Source organism: Paenibacillus sp. JT31N17, assembly GCF_056269255.1.
The window spans coordinates 442,271-463,442 of record NZ_JBWDNP010000002.1 but is presented as its reverse complement, the minus strand read 5'-3'; the positions used below and the strand labels follow the sequence as shown (position 1 = coordinate 463,442).

At 51.5% G+C, this 21,172-nt stretch carries 18 protein-coding genes and 1 pseudogene; 5 read left to right on the top strand and 14 right to left on the bottom strand.

Features of this window, described 5'->3' with window-relative positions:
• The first annotated feature begins 9 nt into the window (after positions 1-9).
• The 3 genes from AC0YOB_RS09610 to AC0YOB_RS09600 all read left to right on the top strand — a co-directional run bounded on the left by AC0YOB_RS09610 (position 10) and on the right by AC0YOB_RS09600 (position 2,623).
• Positions 10-1,110 carry a GerAB/ArcD/ProY family transporter gene (locus tag AC0YOB_RS09610; RefSeq protein WP_475792650.1) on the top strand — a complete coding sequence of 367 codons (1,101 nt, stop codon included), beginning with the start codon at positions 10-12 and terminating at the stop codon, positions 1,108-1,110.
• A gap of 210 nt (positions 1,111-1,320) precedes the next feature.
• Positions 1,321-1,800: a carboxymuconolactone decarboxylase family protein gene (locus AC0YOB_RS09605; protein ID WP_475789801.1), complete on the top strand. Its 480-nt coding sequence runs from the start codon at positions 1,321-1,323 to the stop codon at positions 1,798-1,800.
• A gap of 67 nt (positions 1,801-1,867) precedes the next feature.
• Positions 1,868-2,623 (top strand): SDR family oxidoreductase, encoded by a 756-nt coding sequence (locus tag AC0YOB_RS09600; RefSeq protein WP_475792649.1) that lies wholly within the window; start codon positions 1,868-1,870, stop codon positions 2,621-2,623.
• A gap of 575 nt (positions 2,624-3,198) precedes the next feature.
• On the opposite strand, the gene AC0YOB_RS09595 is transcribed toward AC0YOB_RS09600, so the two are convergent.
• The 5 genes from AC0YOB_RS09595 to AC0YOB_RS09575 form a co-directional block, all read right to left on the bottom strand.
• Positions 3,199-4,179 carry an aldo/keto reductase gene (locus AC0YOB_RS09595; protein ID WP_475792648.1) on the bottom strand — a complete coding sequence of 327 codons (981 nt, stop codon included), beginning with the start codon at positions 4,177-4,179 and terminating at the stop codon, positions 3,199-3,201.
• 156 nt (positions 4,180-4,335) lie between these two features.
• The gene (locus AC0YOB_RS09590; RefSeq protein WP_475789798.1) at positions 4,336-4,611 is read right to left on the bottom strand and encodes a hypothetical protein; all 276 of its coding nucleotides are present in this window, start codon (positions 4,609-4,611) and stop codon (positions 4,336-4,338) included.
• 112 nt (positions 4,612-4,723) lie between these two features.
• On the bottom strand, positions 4,724-5,725 hold the full coding sequence (locus AC0YOB_RS09585) for an aldo/keto reductase (protein ID WP_475792647.1): 1,002 nt from the start codon (positions 5,723-5,725) through the stop codon (positions 4,724-4,726).
• Between the two features lie 31 nt (positions 5,726-5,756).
• A complete protein-coding gene (locus AC0YOB_RS09580; protein WP_475792646.1) occupies positions 5,757-6,080 on the bottom strand; it encodes a carboxymuconolactone decarboxylase family protein in 324 nt (107 codons plus the stop codon).
• 93 nt (positions 6,081-6,173) lie between these two features.
• Positions 6,174-7,025, bottom strand: coding sequence for an aldo/keto reductase (locus tag AC0YOB_RS09575; protein ID WP_475792645.1), 852 nt, complete (start codon positions 7,023-7,025; stop codon positions 6,174-6,176).
• 343 nt (positions 7,026-7,368) lie between these two features.
• On the opposite strand from AC0YOB_RS09575, the gene AC0YOB_RS09570 reads away from it, so the two are divergent.
• A complete protein-coding gene (locus AC0YOB_RS09570; protein ID WP_475792644.1) occupies positions 7,369-8,286 on the top strand; it encodes an AraC family transcriptional regulator in 918 nt (305 codons plus the stop codon).
• Between the two features lie 595 nt (positions 8,287-8,881).
• Here AC0YOB_RS09570 and AC0YOB_RS09565 read toward each other — a convergent pair.
• From AC0YOB_RS09565 to AC0YOB_RS09545, 5 genes are all read right to left on the bottom strand, one after another.
• Positions 8,882-11,797 carry a glycoside hydrolase family 3 protein gene (locus tag AC0YOB_RS09565; protein ID WP_475792643.1) on the bottom strand — a complete coding sequence of 972 codons (2,916 nt, stop codon included), beginning with the start codon at positions 11,795-11,797 and terminating at the stop codon, positions 8,882-8,884.
• A 57-nt stretch (positions 11,798-11,854) separates the two neighbouring features.
• Positions 11,855-13,369, bottom strand: coding sequence for a glycoside hydrolase family 43 protein (locus AC0YOB_RS09560; protein ID WP_475792642.1), 1,515 nt, complete (start codon positions 13,367-13,369; stop codon positions 11,855-11,857).
• 77 nt (positions 13,370-13,446) lie between these two features.
• Positions 13,447-15,141 carry an ABC transporter substrate-binding protein gene (locus AC0YOB_RS09555; RefSeq protein ID WP_475792641.1) on the bottom strand — a complete coding sequence of 565 codons (1,695 nt, stop codon included), beginning with the start codon at positions 15,139-15,141 and terminating at the stop codon, positions 13,447-13,449.
• 80 nt (positions 15,142-15,221) lie between these two features.
• On the bottom strand, positions 15,222-16,097 hold the full coding sequence (locus AC0YOB_RS09550; RefSeq protein ID WP_475792992.1) for a carbohydrate ABC transporter permease: 876 nt from the start codon (positions 16,095-16,097) through the stop codon (positions 15,222-15,224).
• A 43-nt stretch (positions 16,098-16,140) separates the two neighbouring features.
• A complete protein-coding gene (locus tag AC0YOB_RS09545; protein WP_475792640.1) occupies positions 16,141-16,974 on the bottom strand; it encodes an ABC transporter permease in 834 nt (277 codons plus the stop codon).
• On the opposite strand from AC0YOB_RS09545, the pseudogene AC0YOB_RS09540 reads away from it, so the two are divergent.
• Positions 16,855-17,622, top strand: a pseudogene (locus AC0YOB_RS09540) (helix-turn-helix domain-containing protein); the annotation flags it as partial. The gene AC0YOB_RS09545 and the pseudogene AC0YOB_RS09540 sit on opposite strands and share 120 nt — an antisense overlap.
• Positions 17,623-17,926: 304 nt before the next feature.
• On the opposite strand, the gene AC0YOB_RS09535 reads toward AC0YOB_RS09540, so the two are convergent.
• From AC0YOB_RS09535 to AC0YOB_RS09520, 4 genes are all read right to left on the bottom strand, one after another.
• Positions 17,927-18,499, bottom strand: a complete 573-nt coding sequence (locus AC0YOB_RS09535; protein WP_475792639.1) for a YjgB family protein — start codon at positions 18,497-18,499, stop codon at positions 17,927-17,929.
• Between the two features lie 126 nt (positions 18,500-18,625).
• A complete protein-coding gene (locus tag AC0YOB_RS09530; protein WP_475792638.1) occupies positions 18,626-19,204 on the bottom strand; it encodes an NADPH-dependent FMN reductase in 579 nt (192 codons plus the stop codon).
• Between the two features lie 242 nt (positions 19,205-19,446).
• Positions 19,447-20,058: a flavin reductase family protein gene (locus tag AC0YOB_RS09525; RefSeq protein ID WP_475792637.1), complete on the bottom strand. Its 612-nt coding sequence runs from the start codon at positions 20,056-20,058 to the stop codon at positions 19,447-19,449.
• A gap of 101 nt (positions 20,059-20,159) precedes the next feature.
• Positions 20,160-21,110, bottom strand: coding sequence for a ring-cleaving dioxygenase (locus AC0YOB_RS09520; protein WP_475792991.1), 951 nt, complete (start codon positions 21,108-21,110; stop codon positions 20,160-20,162).
• Positions 21,111-21,172: the final 62 nt, after the last annotated feature.

The window sequence follows — 21,172 nt, the reverse complement described above, 5'->3', positions numbered from 1 at the left end:
CTACGAAGGATGAAAGTAAGCGGTTATCAGATGTTCTGGCTGATCAGCATCTCCTCCATGATCGTGTTTTCCTACCTTCCCATCCGGTTAGCCGCGGAGGAATCACGACAGGACTGTTGGATTTCCATTCTGCTTGGGGGCTTGATCATGATGGGCGCAACCTGGATTATGCTCCGTGTATGCATGCAAAATAAGGACAAAACCTTAATAAATTTCGTGAAAGATCTTTTAGGTACCGTGCTCGGTAAAATAATCGTCGTGGTTTATTTCCTCCTTTGGTTCATGCAGATGAACATCATCGCAAAAGGAACAGTAGAATTTCAAAATTTGGTTATGCTCCATAACACACCGATGGTCTTCATCTTAGTGTGTTTGTTGTTTCTCGTTGCTTATGCCGTATATAGAGGGGGGATAACGGCTATTAGCCGCTGCGCCGAGATCATTGGCCCCATTTTCGTCTTCATGTTATTCGCGCAGCTGTTCCTGAATCCCCATGATATGGATATGAAGAGAATTTTGCCTATCTACGCAGACTCGGGCTGGTTTCACATTCTTAAGGGCACTTTATATTCGTTCAACTATATGATAGATCCTTCGATCATTCTCATGCTGTTCTTTTTCGCCGAGAACAAGAAAACCGCCTCGCATGCGATTCTGTGGGGAACGGCGGTTGCTATGGTATGGGGCGTACTAACCACACTGGTGCTTCTGTTCGTAGTCGGGCCAAACATGGCCGCTCAATTGGTGGCTCCTGTATACTCTCTCACGAAGTATGTATCCATCCTCAATTTCGTTCAGAATATCGATGCTTTTTACATCCCGCTTTGGCTGTTTGGCGCCTTTATTAAATTATCGGTGTGCTTGTTCATCCTTAGCTACGGGTTATCCGAATGGACCGGCTTCAAGAATTGGAAGCTTATCGCCTTTCTGACGACTTTTATCTGGCTGATGTTCGTGATCTACAGCACGCACCATATCCGGATGTCGTATACGCTTAAGAATTTTTATCTGATCGGCTACTTTTACCCCTTCGTCTACATTGTCATTCCCTTGATTTTATGGATGATCGGCAGTTTGCGGCAGCGCCGTAAAGCATCAAACATAATCTGACCGGTTTCAAATTGGCAGCGTCTGCTCCGTTGTCACAGAATGAATCGCAGCGTCGTTATATGTACGATGGCCAATCGCGATGGAGGTGACAGCACCATGAATTTAGCAGTGGCTCTATGATCGTTCATTACTACTGCCTGCATGAGCTAAGAATACGAAGAAGACTGGTCTTATCACGAAAACTAAAACAGTAAAGAGAGGTACAATACAATGACACAACGTCTAAACTATATGCAGCAATCGCCGGAACTTTTCAAAAAGCTGATGGAATTCAGCAACGCCGAAAACAATAGCGCAATTGAAGAGAAGATTCTCGATCTTGTTCATATCAGGGCTTCGCAGATCAATGGGTGCGGATTCTGCCTGGACATGCATGTCAAACAGGCCAAGATCCATGGCGAGAGCGAGCTTCGTCTCTATCACCTCCCGATTTGGCGGGAATCGACTCTTTTTATTCCCCGCGAACGGGCCGCGCTGGCATGGACCGAGATCCTGACCAAACTGCCCGAGCACGGTGTGCCTGACGATGTCTATAACCGCGTTCGCGAGCAGTTGTCAGAAAAAGAAATCTCCGACCTGACCTTCTCGGTCATGGCGATCAATGCCTGGAACCGCATAAACATCGCCTTCAAGAATGTGCCGGGTTCGGCTGACGCGGCATTTGGATTAACTAAAGCAGGACTGAGCTGATCTCTTGCAATAGCAGATTTAAACATCACGAGCTCCGGCTTACGGGCTGCTAACTAGGAGGATCGACATGAAAATTGTGGTTATTGGCGGAAGTGGGCTTATTGGAACAAAGCTCGTAAACAACCTTCATGGCCTTGGCCATGAGGTAGTGGCGGCATCACCTTCCCTGGGCGTCAACACCATCACTGGCGAGGGGCTGGCTGAAGCGCTTAGCGGTGCCCAGGTTGTCGTCGACGTGGCGAATTCGCCTTCGTTCGAGGACAAGGCAGTTATGGAGTTCTTCGAGACGTCAGGCCGAAACCTCTTTGCCGCTGAAGCGGCCGCCGGAGTGAGACATCACGTTGCGCTCTCGGTCGTCGGCACCGACCGACTTCTCCAGAGCGGTTATTTCCGCGCGAAGATGGCCCAGGAAGATTTGATCAAGGCTTCAAATATTCCCTATACAATCGTTCGTGCGACACAGTTCTTCGAGTTCGTCAACAGCATCGCCTATACAGCCACCGAAGGGCAAAGCGTTCGCTTGCCGTCTGTATTTGTGCAGCCCATCGGTTCGGATGACGTTGCTGTCGCGCTGGTCGACTTTACACTCGGGGCGCCAGTGAACGGCGTTGTTGAGGTCGCTGGTCCAGAACGGATGCGTCTCGACGAACTCGTCCGTCAATTCCTGAGCGCGACGCAGGACACACGTCAGGTGATCGCAGACGACAACGCGCGATACTTCGGTGCAGCGTTGAACGATCAATCTCTAGTCCCGGGCGAAAACCCGCGCATCACCCCGACGCGTTTCGAGGATTGGCTCAGCCGGTCCACGTCTCAAAGATAGCTCGGCACGGCGGAGTCGACGCCCGGAACCGAAAGACCTTTGTTTGCAACCTATGTAGTTCCGTAATACCGAAACGCTAACTGGAATCGGCATCGGATACGAAACTTTGTACTCCAATACGCATCGCCACAAAGAACCCTGGGAAGGGCTCTTTGTGGCGATGCGTATATCGTTTAAAAAACCTCGATTTTACCAATCCGTTCGAGCCGATAAGCTTGGTATCTCTAATCTGAACGGATAAGCCCCAAAATAGGCTGTTCCAAAGACATTTATCATGTAGTCTGTTCTCTGCTTTCGGCAGTTGAACCGTCTCGCGCAGTTCCCTTATTCCATTATCCGTTGGGTTAATATTAATTGATTTGCGTTTCAGGAGGACAAGGCATATGGGTCTAATCAGACCGGGCTGCAGGTGCATATGCCACGCATGAAGCATCCGGATCCATTACTCTCTTATGAAAGATGCTATAAAAGTGTATCGCGCGAAAGTCCAAACCTCTCACTGCCTTCTGCAATGGATCATCACCATGCCAGGTTCAACTCGTTGCCTTCCCAGTGCGCTTACCCGGTGAAAATTATTAAAGCGCACCTACTACGGCATGGGGTACATACGGCTCCTCCAGTGACGCAATCTCTTCCGGGGTTAGCTTGACCTTTAGCGCAGAGACCGCGCTCTCGAGATGTGATTCTTTCGTGGCACCGATGATAGGTGCGGTAACTGGTGCCTTTTGCAGCAGCCAGGCAAGCGCTACTTGCACCCGGGAGACGCCGCGCTGCTCCGCAATCGCCGCAACCTGCTCCACGATCGCACGATCCGCGTCTGCAAATGCATCGTATTTCGACTTCTGCACCTTATCGGTTTCAGAACGGTGCGTTGTCTCCGCCAAATCGCGCGTCAAGCGGCCGGATGCAAGCGGGCTATATGGAATAACGCCGACTCCTTCCGCCTTGCAGAGCTGCATCATTTCGCGTTCCTCCTCCCGATAGATGAGGTTATAATGATTTTGCATCGACACGAACCGGGTCCATCCGTGGCTCTCAGCAACATGCAGTGCTTTCTGGAACTGCCACGCGAACATGGCGGAAGCGCCGATATATCTGGCCTTTCCCGCTCTCACGACATCATGAAGCGCTTCCATCGTTTCTTCGATTGGGGTACTATAGTCCCAGCGGTGAATTTGATACAAATCCACATAGTCGGTCCCCAGTCGCTTCAAGCTCTTATCAATCTCGCTCATAATAGCCTTACGGGAAAGCCCTGCTCCATTCGGACCTTCGTGCATGCGGAAATGCACCTTTGTCGCGATGACAATTTCATCCCGATTCGCGCAATCCTTCAGAGTGCGTCCAACATATTCCTCGCTTGTCCCAGCCGAATATACGTTTGCCGTATCGAAAAAATTGATGCCAAGATCGAGTGCCTTCTTAATAACCTGACGACTTTGCTCCTCATTTTGTACCCACGGGTGAGTCCAGCGCGCTGCATCGCCAAAGCCCATACACCCAAGACAAAGCCGCGATACGTCCAATCCGGTATTTCCGAGTTTTACATAATCCATCAAGCACTACACTCCTCTGGTTATTAATATGTTACATGAAAAGTTTACTGCTTGGAGTTAACTCTAAGCTAACAGCAAGCAAATAAAATAAAGTGAAAAACGAGATGTGTAAATCTGTTTTCTGCCCTACTGCAGGATGGAGAGGTCCCTCTTTAATTAATCATCATTCCATTCATTCTTCTTAACCCAATAAAGATCATCGCATAATTCGTTATATTCATCCAGAGTGTCATATAAGCAAAAACTGCTTGTGGGATGGTTTCTGGACGAATACTCATAGACCAGGATTGAACCATTCTCTAACCGCCAAGCTGTATGAATACGAATCAACTTTTCTCCATCGACTACCACCTCTTCGACAACGCTTCTGATGGAGTGACTCGAAAATAATGCCTCATCCTCAGTACAGCCGATTCCGCTAAGCATCTTCATAATGACCTCCTGGCTGCTTCATTCGGTTGTTCAATATAGCAAAAGATATAGCAAGAGAAATGCTTACTCTTCCTATCGTTGTTTTTATATTTCCCAGGAACCGGAGCCGATCTTAACTAAACTCACGACGACGAGGCAATGAAAACCAAAGCCCATCGAGCCACGCCAATTCCTCTTCCTTTAATGCATCCATATCTGCAGCACGCAGACTCATGTCCAATTGCTCTGGACGACTCGCACCCATGATAGCGGATGTTATTCCCTGCTGTTGTATAACCCAGCGCACAGCCGCCGTAACTGGATCAAAGTTGTGCTCTTGGCACCAAGATTGGTACAAATCAACAGCGCCGAACGTTGCCTCTTGCCAGTAGCGCTGCTGATAAAACGAACCTGCGCTGTTCCCGAGTCCGAAACGGGTTCCCCCTTCGATCTTAGAGCTTCTATTATAGCGTCCCGTTAACATACCGCCCGCTAGCGGGTTGTAGCATATGATGCCAATTCCTTCGTCGAGTGCCATCGGAATCAAGTCATCCTCAATCATTCGAAATAATAAATTGTAGCGCGGCTGAACACTTACTATACGGGTGTAATTTTTTCTGTCGGCAATTCCATTTGCCTTCGCCACTTGCCAAGCGCGCCAGTTGGATACGCCGATGTATCGGACTTTTCCTTTTTCAACGAGATCGTCAAACGCACGCAGCGTTTCATCTATTGGTGTGTTCGGGTCAAATTGGTGTGCTTGATAAAGGTCGATATAGTCCGTTTTCAGACGACGAAGACTGTCCTCGACGGCAGTCATGATGTGCTTCCTACTCAATCCCTGATTATTAGGACCAGTGCCCATCAAACCGAAACACTTGGTTGCGAGAACCATTTTGTCTCGTTTTCCTTGCAACCATTCCCCGATAATTAACTCGGTTGTACCAGCTAATTCAACCGATTGCCTCCCGATGGGGTACACATCTGCAGTGTCGATGAAATTCACACCGGCAGTAAATGCCTTATCGAGTATCTCATAGGAGGTTCGTTTGTCCGCTTGTTGTCCGAATGTCATCGTGCCGACACCTAGATTCGTTACTTTTAATCCCGTTTGTCCCAACGAACGTATTTCCATTTGATTGACTCCTCTCCAAACACTCGATCAATCATGTGTTGAAAAGTTCTTTTGCAACCATGATCGCAGACATCGCTTTTGGCCAACCGGCGTAAAACGCCAAATGAGTCATCGCTTCAACCAGTTCTTCTTCTGAAAGTCCGTTTTGCTTGGCTAAATCCAAATGGGATTTTAGCTGTACCGTGTTTCCCGACGTGAGTAGACATGCAACCGTGATCAGGCTTCGATCACGCGGTGAAAGTTCTGTGCGGGCCCACACGTCACCGAACAAAACGTCATCAGTAAGCTGCACCATTTTCGGTGCAAAATCGCCGAGCCGTTTTTGTGCAGGCGTCAATTCCTGTGAATTTAACATTTGATAATCCCTTCTCTCACTGATCTTAATGTGCAGGCCAATCACAACGTTATCGGATGTAAATTTTTCTGAGTTTATTCGCCCCTTAGAAAATTAGATATCAAGTTTACGAGTACCGAGCCATTTCACCATTTCAGGGTCGCGATGTGAAAAGAACAAGCTTTGTTTCGTATCTAACGCAGCAATGGACTCCATATCCTCTTGGCTTAATTCAAAATCAAAAATATTGAAGTTCTCGATCATTCTTTCCTTACGAACAGACTTTGGAATCACAACGATTTCTCTTTGTGTCAACCAACGCAAGACCACCTGGGCAACGGATTTATTAACCTTCTCAGCTATGGATACCAACATCTCATTCTGGAACAAGTTATTTTTCCCTTCAGCAAAAGGCGCCCAGGATTCGATCTGAACTTTATTCTCTTTCATGAAATTTGCATTTTCAATTTGTTGGTTAAAAGGGTGTGTTTCAACCTGGTTTACGGCAGGAACAACTTCATTATGGATAATCAGATCGATCAGCCGGTCCTCATGAAAATTACTTACGCCAATTGCACGGACCTTCCCTTCACGATATAACTCCTCCATAGCGCGCCAAGAACCAAACAGATCTCCATATGGCTGATGGATTAAATACAAATCCAAATAATCCAACTGCAATCTTTTTAGGGATTTTTCAAATGCATTTTTGGTGCGCTCATAACCAGTATCCTGGACCCAAAGCTTTGTTGTGATGAATAGTTCCTCTCTTGATACGCCACTGCGTTTGATCGCTCTGCCAACCGCTTCTTCATTCAGATAAGAGGCGGCTGTATCAATCAGTCGATAGCCCGCCATAATAGCTTCATAAACGCTCTGGTCACACTCATTTTGATCCGAAATCTGAAAAACACCAAAACCGAGTACAGGCATCTCAACACCATTGTTCAAAATGACTTTTTGCATATAAAATCCTCCGATTTTTTATTGTGATTTGTATATTGATTTAATCTAATCTATGAACATCTGTATGCGATAGGAATGACCGTGCTTTGAGGCACCCGTAATCACAAGCATATTTCTTGAACACATTTGATTAGACATTTTGAAAACATTTGAACATTCCTCTCTCATTGTTCTGTTTTTTTTAATGTTGCGCTTTTGATACCCTTTTTATTATGCGGCAATTGAACAGGAAACCGTTATCCCTTTTGTTGCAAATCATTGCCTTATTCTCTCGCTGCTACTTACGCATGAACGAAGGTTGCCTTATAATTAAACGAAAATAGAACCGAGGTGGAGGAATCTGATGTCTAATCCAACTGAACGACAGCGGAATGAGGTCGCCAACTTAATCGAAAAGCATTCCGGTCAGGACGGGGTTTTTGAAACCGCGATCCCTTCTTTATTTATTATTCGCCGTTCTAACGTGACCGAGCCGATCCACAGCATTTACAAACCCTCCTTCTGTTTCATTGCCCAAGGTTCGAAAGAGATCTTTCTGGCGCAAGAGCGATTCGAATACGGTCCTTCCGACTATTTAATTTCATCCATGAAATTGCCGGCAGTCGGCCAGATCATCCAAGCTTCTTCCGATGCCCCATACTTGAGTTTGAGAATGGAAATGACGCAGAATCAACTTTTAGAGGTATTGCAGGACGCCGACATTCAATTCGCCCAGAAAGAAAATGCTGCCCGGGCAATGTTCGTCGGCCAGATCGAATCCTCGATCTTGGATGCGTTACTGCGATTGTTCCGGCTGGTGGAACAGCCTCACGACATTCCGTACCTGGCTCCCATCTACACCAAGGAAATCCTGTACAAGCTGCTGCAAGGGCAGTATGGCGCGGCGTTGGCCCAAATCGCGATAGAAGGAAGCAGTACCTATCGAATTAGGGACGCAATCGAATTCATTATCGCCAACTTCGATAAATCATTGCGAATTGAAGAGCTTGCAGAGACTGCAGGCATGGGTATCTCTACGTTTCACCGGCACTTCAAAGAGGTGACCGCTATGAGCCCCATCCAGTTTCAAAAACGGCTGCGCTTGCAGGAAGCGCGGCATCTCTTATTATCCGAGTCAGCGGATGCAGCCGACGTGGCTTTCCGGCTCGGCTATGAAAGCGCATCGCAGTTTAGCCGCGAATATGTCCGCATGTTCGGGTATCCGCCTAGAGAAGACACCAACCGCTTGCGGGCAAAATTCGATCAAAGCGTTCGGGCATAACACGCAGAAACCCCTTCGCATCGAACCGGTATCGAAAAATAAGAAAAAAGAGCCGCAGCCATTCGGCTTTTTCTCGCGATCTGACGCTTCAAGAAATATCCACTTCTGGATTGATATCCAACGCTCTGAGGACAGCAAGCGCTGCTCTGCTCTCGTTGCACCACTATTGGGATCGAAATTTCTATCTCAAATTATGCTTGGAGCGCCGTCCATTGCCGGTATTTAAGTTAGCTTCGGTAGTAGCTTGCAGCCCGGCAAAACGTGTTTGGAAATCTTCGGAGAAGCAGGATTTGACCCGGACATGATCGGGAGAGGCAGAGAACGTTTTTTCTATAAAAAGCGCAAAGCACTCGAGAGGACCGGCAGAATCACCGGCAGCCCCCGAGCGCTTTGAACTGATACATTTTATGATTCGTAAATACGAACTCGAAACCATGACGCAGTACCTTCGCAAAGAGAGAGGCATTCTACCACAAAAAGAAGCCCGGGCTGTCTCCGTGCATGCCTTCACCTTAACGAGCCCGCTTTGTTAAAGGTACTCGTTATGTAGGTGTGAACCAATCCTCACGATAGAAATGGACCAAAAACTAAGTCGTCAATCGGCCAGCATTCGGAACCAACCAAGTGACGCCGGCCCATCCAGGACGAGGTACACATCGCGCCGGCCGGTGGCTCCCGTCAGCCCGCAGGAGACGCTCCGCCAGTCCTGCCCGCCGCCCGCCGGAATCTCGCACTTGCCGGCGAGCAGTCCGTCCGGTCCGTCCAACCGAACCTCGACAATCGCTTTCTCCGTGGCGGTTACCCGCATCTCGATCGCTGAGAGACCTGCACCGAGCTCAACGTCGTGAAACGCGAGCCAGCCCGCCTTGCCGCTTACGACGGCGGCGCTGCCGCTCTCGACGCATTCCCCGAGATGGATCCCTTGATACGCATCGTAGTTCACGGCCCGGGTCACTTGCTTGAGATCGCGCGGCGGGATCGTCTCCCCAGCGACTGCCAGACGGCCTTCCAGCCGCAGATCGCCGGAGGAAGAGCCAAGCAGGACCGTGTACTCCCCGCTCTCGATGCAGAATCGCTCGCGCGTCACATCCCAGATTGCCATCGATTCAAGCGGCAGACGGAACATCACCTCCGCCGTCTCGCCCGGGGCCAGTACGATCCGTTTGAAGTCCGCCAGCTGAAGACTCGGGCGCTTGACCCGGGAAGCCCCTGCCCGTATATAAAGCTGCACGACCTCTTCACCCGCGCGTCCGCTTGCGTTCGTCACGCGGCAGGCAACCCCGATGTCCGTGTTCGTTCCTGCCTCGACCCGGTTCACAGACAGCTGCAGGGCTTCATAATGGAACTCGCTGTACGAGAGACCGTGTCCGAACGGATACAGCGGCTCTCCTTCGAAATATTGGTATGTGCGTCCGCCCTGGATGATGTCGTAGTCCATGAAAGGCGGCAGCTGGTCTATGGACTTGTACCATGTCATGTTTACCCGGCCCGCCGGATTGACGTCGCCGAACAGCACGTCCGCTACGGCATGGCCGAGTTCCTGGCCGGCATGCGACGTATACAGGATCGCCGGTACCCTCTCCTGCAAAGCGTTCAGGGCAAACGGATAACTGCCGACGACCACTACAATCGTGTTCGGGTTCGCCGCAAGCACCGCAAGGGCCAGCTTTTCCTGCGAATCTGCCAGCGTAATGTCGGGCCGGTCCATCGTCTCCTTGCCATTGATCAAGGGATGATTGCCGACTACCACGATCGCCGCATCGGCGCCGCGAGCCGCTTCAACAGCCGCATCCACACCGTTTGATACGTATTCGAGCTCGAACATGTCGGCCCGCATGTCAGTGTCCGATCCGCCGACATCCGCCGTGCCGCCGACGTTGATGGCATTTGCAGTCTCTGCCGCACGGCCGTCACCGACGAGAAGCGCGCCCGTCTCCTCGTCAACCGTTACGGGCATCCCGTTCCAGGTCGAAATGGTCGTGATCGCACCATGACGGTCAGTCATCCGAAACTGGAACACTTCCTTCGTAAACCACTCCCAAATCCGGTTAGCCGACGCCTGTACGGTTTTGTCGTCCGTCGTCAGATAGCAGCCAGTCCGCTCCGCAATCAACGTATGGCTGCCCCAGCCCCAATCCGTTATCCCGAACACGTCGCCTTCTTCCGCGCGCAGCGCGTCCGCTGCGAGCCCGGCCTTCTCATCGTTGCCAAGCCGGACATACCTTCCCGTACGAACCGCCTTCAGGCGCACGCGATGAGTGCCGCTCGCGTGTGCGGTTTCGGCTCTGGCCCCGGAAGATGCCAGCCGCTCGCGTATTCCCTCCAGCGGCGTAACCGCATAAGGCAGCGTGCCGCTGTACCAGTCGGGGTACACGACATCGGCAAGCGGGCCGATGACGGCAATCTTGCTCAGCTTGTCTGCCTGCAGCGGCAGCGTCCGGCTGTCGTTCTTGAGCAGCACGACGGCCTTCTGCGCAGCCTCCCTTGCCAGCTCCGCATGCGCCGGACGGAGGATCGCCGACTCGTCGATTGCAGCATAGGGATTTCGTTCCGCCGGGTCGAATTCCCCTAGCCTGAACCGGACGCGGAACGTGTTCCGAAGGGCGGTATCCAGGTCGTTTTCCGTTAGAAGACTGTCCGCGAGAGCCTCGCGAATCGCTTCCGTGACCACGGCAGCTTCGTCCGTAATACTGTCGATGCCGCCATCCCGGATGGAGCGGGCCACCGCCTCCTTCAGCGTCTCCACGTAATGGTGATCCCGCACGGTGCCCGTCACATCGAACGCGTCGCTGACGACAAAGCCGTTCATCCCCCACTCGTGCTTGACGATGTCGATCACATCCCGGCTGAGATTCGCCGGTACGCCGTTGATCGCATTGTAGGCCGTCATCATCGACTGGGCGCCGCCTTCCTTGAACGGGATTTCAAACGCCTTCAAATAATACTCGCGCAGATTGCGCGGATCGAGGCTGACGGATGCGTCGCCTCTTCCCGCCTCGTTATTGTTGCCGATAAAGTGCTTAAGCGTGGCAACGGCCTTCAAGTAAAACGGATGGTCGCCCTGGATGCCTTGCGTGAGCGCAGCGGTCAGTTTGCCGGCCAGCACCGGATCCTCGCCGTACGCTTCCTCCGTCCGCCCCCACCTCGGGTCTCGCTCCATGTCGACCGTTGGCGCCCACAGCGTCAGGCCATTATGAGACGGATTCTTCCTGTAGAAGCCGCGGGCCTCGTCGCCGATCGCACCCCCGATTCGCTTAAGCAATTCCTTGTCCCATGTACAGGCGAGGCCGATCGGCTGTGGATAGCTCGTTGCCTCTCCCAGCCAAGCCATGCCGTGAGCCGCTTCCGTGCCGTGTTTGTACGCCTGCACGCCCAGCCGGTTAACCGCAATCTGGTACTGCGGCATGAGCCCGATCTTCTCCTCCAGCGTCAGTCGTCCGATCAGGTCGTTCACGCGGTCCTCAACCGGCAGGTCGGGATTCCAATACGGGCAGCTCTTATCGGTTGTCATCGTATCACGCTCCTCGGATCCATCATACAGAAAATTACGTCTGCCATCATCTACGATCTACTCGGAGACTTGATACTCGAACCAGTCAAAATGCGCGGGCGAGGCGGAGCGAGTGCCGTTGCCCGTCGCGTACATGGCGATAAATACACCTGTAAAGCCGCCTGCCACTTCCGTGCCCAGCAGCCCGCATTCCCCGAGACCAATCTGAGCCGGCTCTTCCCCGCTGCCGGAATAACCGAACTTGTAGTGCATTTTGTCCGCTTGAACGGTCAGTACGACCGAATCTGCCGACCATGGCACTTCGTTCTCGACCTTCCACAGCGTCCCCAGCCTTCTGCGGAATATAAGCTTGCGCTCGCCCGCGATCCGCGTTAACGCAATCTCGTAATGGAAACGTTCATTCATAAACACGGTGATACCCGCTTCTTCATCGTCGCGCTGCGGCACAAACGTCAGGTGCGCGTCTGTACGGCATGCAAAATGCTGCTGCCTTCTGCCGACAAAGGCCACTGTCCCAATTTCATTCAGCGTGACCGGGGATCCGTACAGCGTCAAGCTGCCGCTATGCGCCGAGAGCGACCAATTCTCCGGGTCCGGCGAACGCAGGAAATTCCAGCATGGAGCAAGAGCAGCACCATCGAATTCGTCTCTCGCCGCGGGAACGTGAACCGGTTGCAGCGGAAGCCCGCCCGCCGGCATGGTTTCGGAGACCGTTCCGTTGTCCCCGATGATCGGCCAGCCATCCTCCGTCCAAGTGACCGGTGCAAGGAACGTTTCCCGACCGAGATTATGCTGCATAGGATACCCGATCGGCCGCACTCCAAGGAATAGCGCCCACCAGCTGCCGTCCGGCGTTTGAACCAAGTCGGCATGCCCCGTCGCATGAATCGGTTTCAGCAGGCTTCGATGGGATAAGATCGGATTATACGGACAGCTCTCGAACGGACCGTCCGGTCTCCTGCCTCTCGCCACCGTGACCATGTGGCCGTATTCCGTGCCTCCCTCCGAAATCATGAGATAATACCACTCGCCGACGCGATAGATATGCGGAGCTTCCGGATATTGGCCGCCCGTCCCGTTCCACACGCAGGTAATATCGGACAACCGCGCCCCCGTCCTCGGATCGATTCGGCTTTGGTAAGCGCCCTGCCCGGCAGCATCATGGGAAGTCGTGTAGTAGACCGAGCCGTCCTCGTCAAAGAACATATCCGGGTCGATCCCCTGTTGATCCACATGGATGGGATCGGACCAGGAGCCACGCGGATCGTCCGTGAATACAAAAAAGTTGCCGCCTTCCGAAACATTCGTGGTGGTCACGTAGAAAACCCCATTGTGATATCGGATCGTCGGCGCGTAAATCCCGCCCGAACTCCAGGCCTTTCGCAGATCCAATTGTTCCGGCCGTGTCAGGACATGGCCAATCTGCTCCCAGTTCACCAAATCCTTACTGTGAAACAACGGGACGCCCGGAAAATATTCGAACGAGCTGGTTACCAAATAATAGTCCTCGCCGACTCTGCAGACACTGGGGTCTGGATGAAAGCCGCTGATGACGGGATTGCGATAATTCATACTAGGCTCTCCTTAGCTTTACGTATTAATGCTACTCGCTGATCGTATATTACATGGCCGAAGGTATGCCAGGTCCGCTACTCGTTCCAAAGCTTAACGCGATCCTGAACGAATTTCGTAAAGCCCTTTTCCATTTTCTCGACGCCGGCATCGATCAGCTCCTGCTGATACGCATCCCAAATTTTATCGAAGTCCTCCGGCTTCGCCATAACGGCTTGCGGGATTCTTTTCCACGTGATGTCCTGCATCTTGCTCGCCAGAATCGTAACGTCATCATCGCCGGGTACGGCTATATTCCACGCTGCGCCCCACGCTTTTACCGGGAAGTCCTTCTCGTTCGGAAACATGTCCATCCAGGTCGTCGCGCCGTATGCTTTGAGCGTTTCCTTGTCGGCGGCCGTATAAGCGTCGACGATTTGTTCCGGGAAATTCTTCGTGTAATAGTTGCCGGTCGAATCCTTCACGCCGTCGCCGTAATGAGCGCCCAGATTGGTATAGAAGCCGATTCCGGTTTCCTTGCTGAAAGCCGTATTATCGTTCGTAATACGCTGTTGAACGTCCTGCGGCACGACACGCTTGCCGCCTTGCATAGTGTATTCCTTGCCTTCGATGCCCCAGTTGTTGAGAACCTGCCCTTGCTCGGAGGCGAGGAAGTCCAGAAATTTGATGGCGCGGATCGGATCTTTGCAATTCGTGGAGATCCCTACGCCCCATCCGGCCATGAAGCCTGTCGATTGGAACCGGTTGTCCTTATAGCTATCGTTCAGCATGACCGAGTAATGCCCATAGGTTTGATCAAGCTTGCCCGCGGTCTTAAGCGCCTTCTCGCCGTCCGCATAGTCCCAATCCACGTCGATAAGTCCGACCACCCGTCCCGAAGCAATCTTGGACAAATATTGATCGTACTTCTGGACAAAGCTTTCCTTATCGAGCAGACCGATGTTAAACATATGGTTCAGCCATTTGAAATAATCCTTTTCCCCTTCGGTGCGGTAGTGATACGTCGCTTCGTTGGTTTTCGGATCGATGTAATATTCGCCGTCTCCCGATTTACCGGTCGTTTCGGCAGCCGGATTCGTCACTGAGATGGACGTCCGCCAATCATCCGCGCTGAGGGCCAGGCCGATATTCTTGTTCCCGTCTTTATCGGTCGGATGCTTGTCGATATAGGATTGAATGACGTTCTCGTAATCCTGCAGCGTCTTGACCTGCGGGTAGCCCGCTTCCTTCACGGCGCCGTGCTGAAGCTCGAATCCGCTTCCCGCAACGAAGGTAACCCCGTCGATGGCCGAATAGGTGGGGATGACGTAGATCGACTCATCGTCGTTGCTGTAGCGCAAGCGTTTCATTTGGTCGCCGAACAGCTTTTTGAGGTTCGGGGCATACTTGTCGATCAGATCAGTAAGATCGAGCATGGCTCCCGCGTCGACCAGTTTGTTCAGATCTCCCTTGGGACTGATCAGATCGGGGTAATCGCCGCTGGTTGCGATCAGCGCCACCTTCTGTGACGGATCGCCGACCGCGAACTCGGCATCCAGCGTTACGCCCGTCGCCTTCGTGATTTCTTTACTGACCTCATCCTGCATGTCCTGCCAGTTCGGGTTCGGATCGCTGCTGAAGAACGAGAAGGTGACCGGAGACGTATCGTTTGCTCCGTCGGCGCCGGCCGCGCTGCTTCCGCTGCTGCCGTTATTCCCTCCGCATCCTGCCAGCAGGCCAAGCGAGAGCGTCAGCGCCATGCCTAACCCTGCAATTTGTTTCAAATTTCCCATTGTAATACCCCCTATTTAAGCTTCTGGATATGCATATCTGATCAGGCTGCCCTGCCGCTGTCAGTCGTTGGTGCGTCCGGCTAGCTTTTAACAGCGCCAAGGGTCATGCCGGTGACGAAATATCTCTGCACGAACGGATAGACGGCCAGTATCGGCAACGTGACGATGATCGTAATGGCCATCTTGACAGATTCGGGCGAGATTTGGTTCATGACCTGGTTCATGTTCATTCCGTTCACATTGCCGTTGCTGCCAACCTGCGTGCTCTGCAGAACCTTCATCAGCTCGTACTGCAGCGTAGTCAGATGCTCCTTCGAGCCGTTGTACAAATACGTGTCGAACCAGGAATTCCATTGGCCGACCGCCAGAAACAGCGCGATCGTGGCGAGCGCCGGGGTCGTCAGCGGCAGTACGACGCGCCAATAGATCGTGAAATCGTTGGCCCCGTCCATTTTCGCCGATTCCTGCAGCGCATAGGGAAGCCCGTCAATGAACGAGCGGATGACAAATACGTTGAATGCGCCTACAAGTCCCGGCAGCACGTAAACCGCGAAAGTGCCCAGAAGATGCATATCCCTCATCAGAATGTAGAAAGGAATGAGGCCTCCCGAAATGTACATCGTAAGCGCAAGGAAAACCGATATGAATTTGCGTCCCTGAAAATCCGCACGGCTGAGCACGTAGGCCAGCATAGACGAACTGATGAGACCCATCACGGTTCCGACCACTGTCCGCAGAACCGATATTTTAAAGCCGGTAAGAAGCCCGTCAAACGAGAAGATCAGCGAATAGTTCTCAAGCGTGATATGACGGGGGATAACCGTGATGCCTCCCCTCACCGTGTCGGTTGAATCGTTCAGCGAAATGGCCAGCACGTTCAGGAACGGGTAGAGCGTACAAACGGCTACTAAAATGACGACAAGATAGACGACGACATCGAAGACGCGATCCGGCATCGAAGCATGTATTCTTGTATGTTTTTCCAATCCGAAACCCTCCTTACATTATGCTTTCTTTGGTGACCTTTTTGAAAATGCCGTTGGCCACAAAGAGCAGAATCAAGCTGACGACGGAGTTGAAAATGTTGATCGCCGTACCGAACGAATAACGTCCCATGCCGAGGCCGTAATTAAGGGCATACAGATCGAGCACTTCCGACTTCTCCTTCACAAGGTTGTTGCCAAGGAGGAACTGCTTCTCGAATCCGATGCTAAATAGGTGACCGATGGACATGATAAGCAAAATGATGATTGTGGAACGGATCCCCGGCAGCGTGATATGCCAAATCTGCCGTACCCGGCTTGCTCCGTCAACCCGTGCCGCTTCGTACAGCTCGGGACCGATACCGGCAATCGCCGCCAGGTAGATGATCGCGTTCCAGCCGGTTTCTTTCCACATGTCCGCGCTGGTGACCAGGTACCAGAACAGATTCTCCTTCGCCGTGAACTGGATGGGCTCATGGATGAAGTGCAAGCCGACCAGAATCTGATTGACGACGCCATTGTCCGTTGAAAGCATTTTCGTAACAATACCTGCCACGACCACCCAAGAAACAAAGTGCGGCAGATACGAGACGGTTTGTACGAATCGCTTTAAAAAAGAGAGCCTCACTTCATTCAAGAGAACGGCGAAAACAATCGGAACCGTAAAGCCCGCAACCAGCCCCATGAAGCTCATCGCAAGCGTATTGCGCAGCGCATTGAAGAACTGATCTATGCCGATTTCTCTGAACTCGTCATTGTTTTGCACGGAAACGCCACGCATATCGTAAATACGGAAGAATCTTTTATCAAAAAAGGGGATGTTTTTGTCATTGACGGTCTGGCCTCCCATGCGTACAAGAATCCGCATGATTTTCGGATTTGTAACATTATGTACCGTCCGGAGTTTTTAAGGTCGGCTGGTCCTGACCTGAGAACATCCAATGGTTATCAGGCACTTTTCGTTTTGGAACCGTTTTACCGCAATATTCAGCATTTCAATAGCAAACTGAGCCTGCCGCTTTCGAATCTGGAATATGTTACGTCCCTCGTTGCCGTCATGATCGAGGAATTCGAGAACAGGCTGCAGGGCTATCAGACGATGCTGCGCGCCAGGTTTATGGAACTCGTCGTCTATTTGTCGAGGCAGTACGAGAACCAGGAGCGGCAAGGGATTCAGAGCAACCTGATGCATTTGGCAAATGCCATTTCCTTTATAGAGGATCACTATCTGGAACAACTCTCACGCGAACAAATCGCAGCCGAATCCAATATCTCGGTCAGACATTTGAACCGGATTTTCCAATTCTATTACCAAACGACGCCCTTCGCCTATCTTCACCAGCTTCGTCTAGAACACGCCTGTACATTGCTTAAGAAGACCAATCTTCCCATTTCGGAAATCTCGTATAATAGCGGATTCAACGACAGCAACTATTTTACCCGCCAGTTTACCAAAGCTTACGGCATGTCTCCGAAGGCGTACCGGAAAAATCATTAGGCGCGCTTTGGATAGCGATATATATTTTTGTCCTGCGCTTCAGACTAGAATATATGCCGTTAAAACAAAAAGCCGCGATTTACGCGGCTCCGTTAAGATATATGTTCTTTGATGTTCTTTGTCCCTTGACAGTGGTTTTTTGCTTCAGACTTATCAGCAATGTGTCCGGTGATTAGTTGTCCTCTGTTCGTTGACAACGCTGCAGCATTCAAACCGGTTAATACAGCCTTTTTTGCCCGTTTTTTCAGGTACAGACTCGTCTTTTCAAACGACGAGTCTGTATGGTGTGACGTCAGATCCCCGTTCAGCGCTTGAGCAGGTTGATATGATCGAGATTCGTACTGGTGTTGAAAATAAACGCGAGTTTGTATTTGCCTCGGTAATAGGTGATTTTCTGCTGCACCAAGGATCCGTTCCGGATGATGACCGAGTTGGAAGGCGCGCCCCACTGCCTGAAAAGCAATCGCTTCGTTATGCCTCCAATATTCGTCTGCCGTTCAATATTGGTCCCGAAGTAGCGCATTTCGCGAATCCTGTTCAGCTTGTAGGCGATGGCGTAACCAGGGTGCCCCATCTCCGCATGATACATGTCGAACGCATCCGCGTTCGTTCTCGGCTTGTCCGGCTGGCCGATCTTGCCAATGACGGTCCGACGGGTGCTTACTCCTATTTTCAGCCCGTTCACCGAGCCGGGGAACCGGCCATTCAGCGCCGGCTTATAGAAGCTGTTTAGCGTCCTCAGCGCCCTTACCGCATCTTCCGCGCTCGCTTGCCGCATCGTCTCTGACGCTTCTTGGGCGTCAGCATGAGCGGCTAACCCGGATGTGAGTACAAGACTGGAGAGTATTACGGCTAGTGCGGCTTTACGAAGGTTCATAGTTGAAGGTCCTCCTGCGTTTGATTTGTTGAGCAGTATCTGCTCATCTCTGGTAATTTACCCTGTTGCCCGATCGGTTACTCGCCGGAATAATATCGCATTGCATCGTCCACTTGTCCTTCTCCCTTAATCCAAAGAAGGAACTTGATCGATCCAAAGGATGAATTGCTGTACGTAGCGCTTCAGATACTTGCGGGTAGCTTCGTCGGTCAATAGGCGCCGTTCCAGATCCACCTTATCCATTACTTGCGAAATGTACATCTTTTGAAAAGGAAGCACAAATGCTTGAGTCGCCTCCAGCGTCTGTCTGATCTGCTGCTGCGACAGGATCGTACCTTTGACCCCTGGAGTTGCGCCTACCAGCCCGACCGGCTTTCTGCGCAGAGCGGCGGTTTTGGTCGGAGTCGAAGCCCAGTCCAGAGCGTTTTTCAAGACACCGGGAATACCCGAATTGTACTCAGGGCTAACAATAATGATACCGTCGACCCGCTTAATCGCTTCGCGGAAGCGTTGGACGGGCTCAGGGCCGTCTCCATGATCTGTATCTTCGTTGTACAAGGGGAGATCCGCTATGGATATCGACTCGTAGACGATCGAGTCATCCAACTCGGGTATAGCAGCAGCAATCATGCGGTTGAACGAGTTTTCTCTTAAACTGCCTACTATCAATCCGACCTTCTTCATTCTCCTATCAAGTGCCATCATTGTTTCTCCTCCAATAACCCTTTGAATTTAAACATCCGCTATCAGCCGGTCAGAAGATATGGCCATTTCTGCGCCAGCTGAGCGGATGTCTTGGTACTCACAACTTAATTAGCAAGCTTGTCCTCCGAACCAGAGTCCTTCCGTAGTATCGACGACTTGTTGCATCGACCCTGGCATATTGCCGAAGCGAGTTTGTAACACTGAATAACGGGCATTTGACCCACATAAGCGTTTCGTGCCAGTTATCCCGGGCGCTCAAGGGTAAATATTCTGCCCAAGGCCGCATAGAAATTTCCTGCCATACGGCTGACGGGCGCCAGCTTCGCCGCATCTATTCTCCCGTCTTGCAGAATATCTTCCGAGATCCGAAAACGGACCACGCGCGCGATCAGCAGGTCACAACCCGGTGTTTCTTCCGTCCCTCCAAGTTCAATAGCATGTTCAAGAACACATTCCATCCGAAACTTTGACTCTGCAATCCCCGGAACCTTAACCGCTTCACTATCGCTCGGCGTTAGCCCTGCAAGCACCACTTCACTTTCGTCAGGAGGCAAAGTTGCTGCGGTCTGATTAATATATTCGACATTGGCCTCGTCAACGATGTGAACAACAAGCTCGCCCGTTGTAATGGCGTTTCGTGCCGTATCCTTCATCTCGCCATTCCTGCGCTGCACCGATAAGGATAAAAGCGGAGGACTGCTGGAAACGATTGAAAAGTAGCTGAATGGCGCGCCATTCAATATCCCTTGCTGCGACAGCGTGGTAACGAATGCAATCGGGCGCGGAACGACGCTGCCGATGAGGAGCTTATAATTATCCCTGTCGCTTTGCACTTCCGGATCTATAGAAATCATATCGTTCCTCCCGATAAACATAATATACGGATATGCTGCCCTGGTTCAGAAAAAACGTAAAGCTGTTTTTTTCGGAAAATAAGATTCTCCTCTCATTCCCTTCATTGCCTGCCCTCCTCCAGTTCACGGACTTGGATCGGATGCAGCTTCGCTTCGAGCTGCGCGCGGCGGGGTTCGAACCAGGATGGCAGCATCAATTTCTCTCCCAGAAATTCTGCATCCTCATCTCTGGAAAATCCCGGTGGATCCGTAGCGATCTCGAACAGGATCCCTCCGGCTTCCCGGAAATAAATCGCATTGAAATACTGACGGTCTTTAATTTCAGTCGGTTGGTAACCGGATTGAAGCACATGGTTTTGCCATTGTACATGCTCGTCAAAATCCTTGGCCCGCCAAGCAATATGGTGTACTGTACCGGCGCCGCCGGCTCCCGACTCCATATTGGTTACCGCCACGTCGATGAGGTTTCCAATATCAGCTGATGTTTGAAAACGCGCATAACCTTGATCCTCACCGACTTTCTTCATGCCAAGAATATGCTCCAGGGCGTCCATTGTTTTTGCCGGGTCGATACTAAAGAGGACGGCTCCGCCAAATCCTTTGATCGCTTTATCGGTGGGAACCCCGCCGAATGACCATTCGCTATTCGCTCCTTCCGCCCGTTCCACGATTTCCAGCCGAAGTCCTTCCTTATCCGCGAACTGAAGATACTGCTCGGAGAATCTGGAAGCCTTCGTCACCGAGATGCCAAAGCGCTCAAGCCGATCTTCCCAGAAGCTGAGTGCGCCTACCGGAACAACAAAAGTGGTAATCCCTACTTGTCCGCCGCCAACCCGTCCCTTCCGGGAAGTGGGCCACGGGAAGAAGGTGATGATTGTGCCAGGGCTGCCGGCCTTGTTGCCGAAGTATAAATGATACACCTCCGGCGCGTCGAAGTTAATGGTTTTCTTCACAAGCCGAAGACCAAGAATGCCTGCGTAAAAATCGACGTTCTCCTGTGGATTTCTTGCAAAAGCCGTAATATGGTGAATTCCTGTTGTTTGTAACGACATCATTAATCACTCCTATATGATTCGAATTATTGGTTGCGGATTAAAATCATTTATTTTTATGT

Bases quoted from the DNA above. Each gene is read 5' to 3' on its own strand.
- AC0YOB_RS09610 (WP_475792650.1), top strand. From the start codon at position 10: ATGAAAGTAAGCGGTTATCAGATGTTCTGGCTGATCAGCATCTCCTCC.
- AC0YOB_RS09605 (WP_475789801.1), top strand. From the start codon at position 1,321: ATGACACAACGTCTAAACTATATGCAGCAATCGCCGGAACTTTTCAAA.
- AC0YOB_RS09600 (WP_475792649.1), top strand. From the start codon at position 1,868: ATGAAAATTGTGGTTATTGGCGGAAGTGGGCTTATTGGAACAAAGCTC.
- AC0YOB_RS09595 (WP_475792648.1), bottom strand. From the start codon at position 4,179: ATGGATTATGTAAAACTCGGAAATACCGGATTGGACGTATCGCGGCTT.
- AC0YOB_RS09590 (WP_475789798.1), bottom strand. From the start codon at position 4,611: ATGAAGATGCTTAGCGGAATCGGCTGTACTGAGGATGAGGCATTATTT.
- AC0YOB_RS09585 (WP_475792647.1), bottom strand. From the start codon at position 5,725: ATGGAAATACGTTCGTTGGGACAAACGGGATTAAAAGTAACGAATCTA.
- AC0YOB_RS09580 (WP_475792646.1), bottom strand. From the start codon at position 6,080: ATGTTAAATTCACAGGAATTGACGCCTGCACAAAAACGGCTCGGCGAT.
- AC0YOB_RS09575 (WP_475792645.1), bottom strand. From the start codon at position 7,025: ATGCAAAAAGTCATTTTGAACAATGGTGTTGAGATGCCTGTACTCGGT.
- AC0YOB_RS09570 (WP_475792644.1), top strand. From the start codon at position 7,369: ATGTCTAATCCAACTGAACGACAGCGGAATGAGGTCGCCAACTTAATC.
- AC0YOB_RS09565 (WP_475792643.1), bottom strand. From the start codon at position 11,797: ATGACAACCGATAAGAGCTGCCCGTATTGGAATCCCGACCTGCCGGTT.
- AC0YOB_RS09560 (WP_475792642.1), bottom strand. From the start codon at position 13,369: ATGAATTATCGCAATCCCGTCATCAGCGGCTTTCATCCAGACCCCAGT.
- AC0YOB_RS09555 (WP_475792641.1), bottom strand. From the start codon at position 15,141: ATGGGAAATTTGAAACAAATTGCAGGGTTAGGCATGGCGCTGACGCTC.
- AC0YOB_RS09550 (WP_475792992.1), bottom strand. From the start codon at position 16,097: ATGCCGGATCGCGTCTTCGATGTCGTCGTCTATCTTGTCGTCATTTTA.
- AC0YOB_RS09545 (WP_475792640.1), bottom strand. From the start codon at position 16,974: ATGGGAGGCCAGACCGTCAATGACAAAAACATCCCCTTTTTTGATAAA.
- AC0YOB_RS09535 (WP_475792639.1), bottom strand. From the start codon at position 18,499: ATGAACCTTCGTAAAGCCGCACTAGCCGTAATACTCTCCAGTCTTGTA.
- AC0YOB_RS09530 (WP_475792638.1), bottom strand. From the start codon at position 19,204: ATGATGGCACTTGATAGGAGAATGAAGAAGGTCGGATTGATAGTAGGC.
- AC0YOB_RS09525 (WP_475792637.1), bottom strand. From the start codon at position 20,058: ATGATTTCTATAGATCCGGAAGTGCAAAGCGACAGGGATAATTATAAG.
- AC0YOB_RS09520 (WP_475792991.1), bottom strand. From the start codon at position 21,110: ATGTCGTTACAAACAACAGGAATTCACCATATTACGGCTTTTGCAAGA.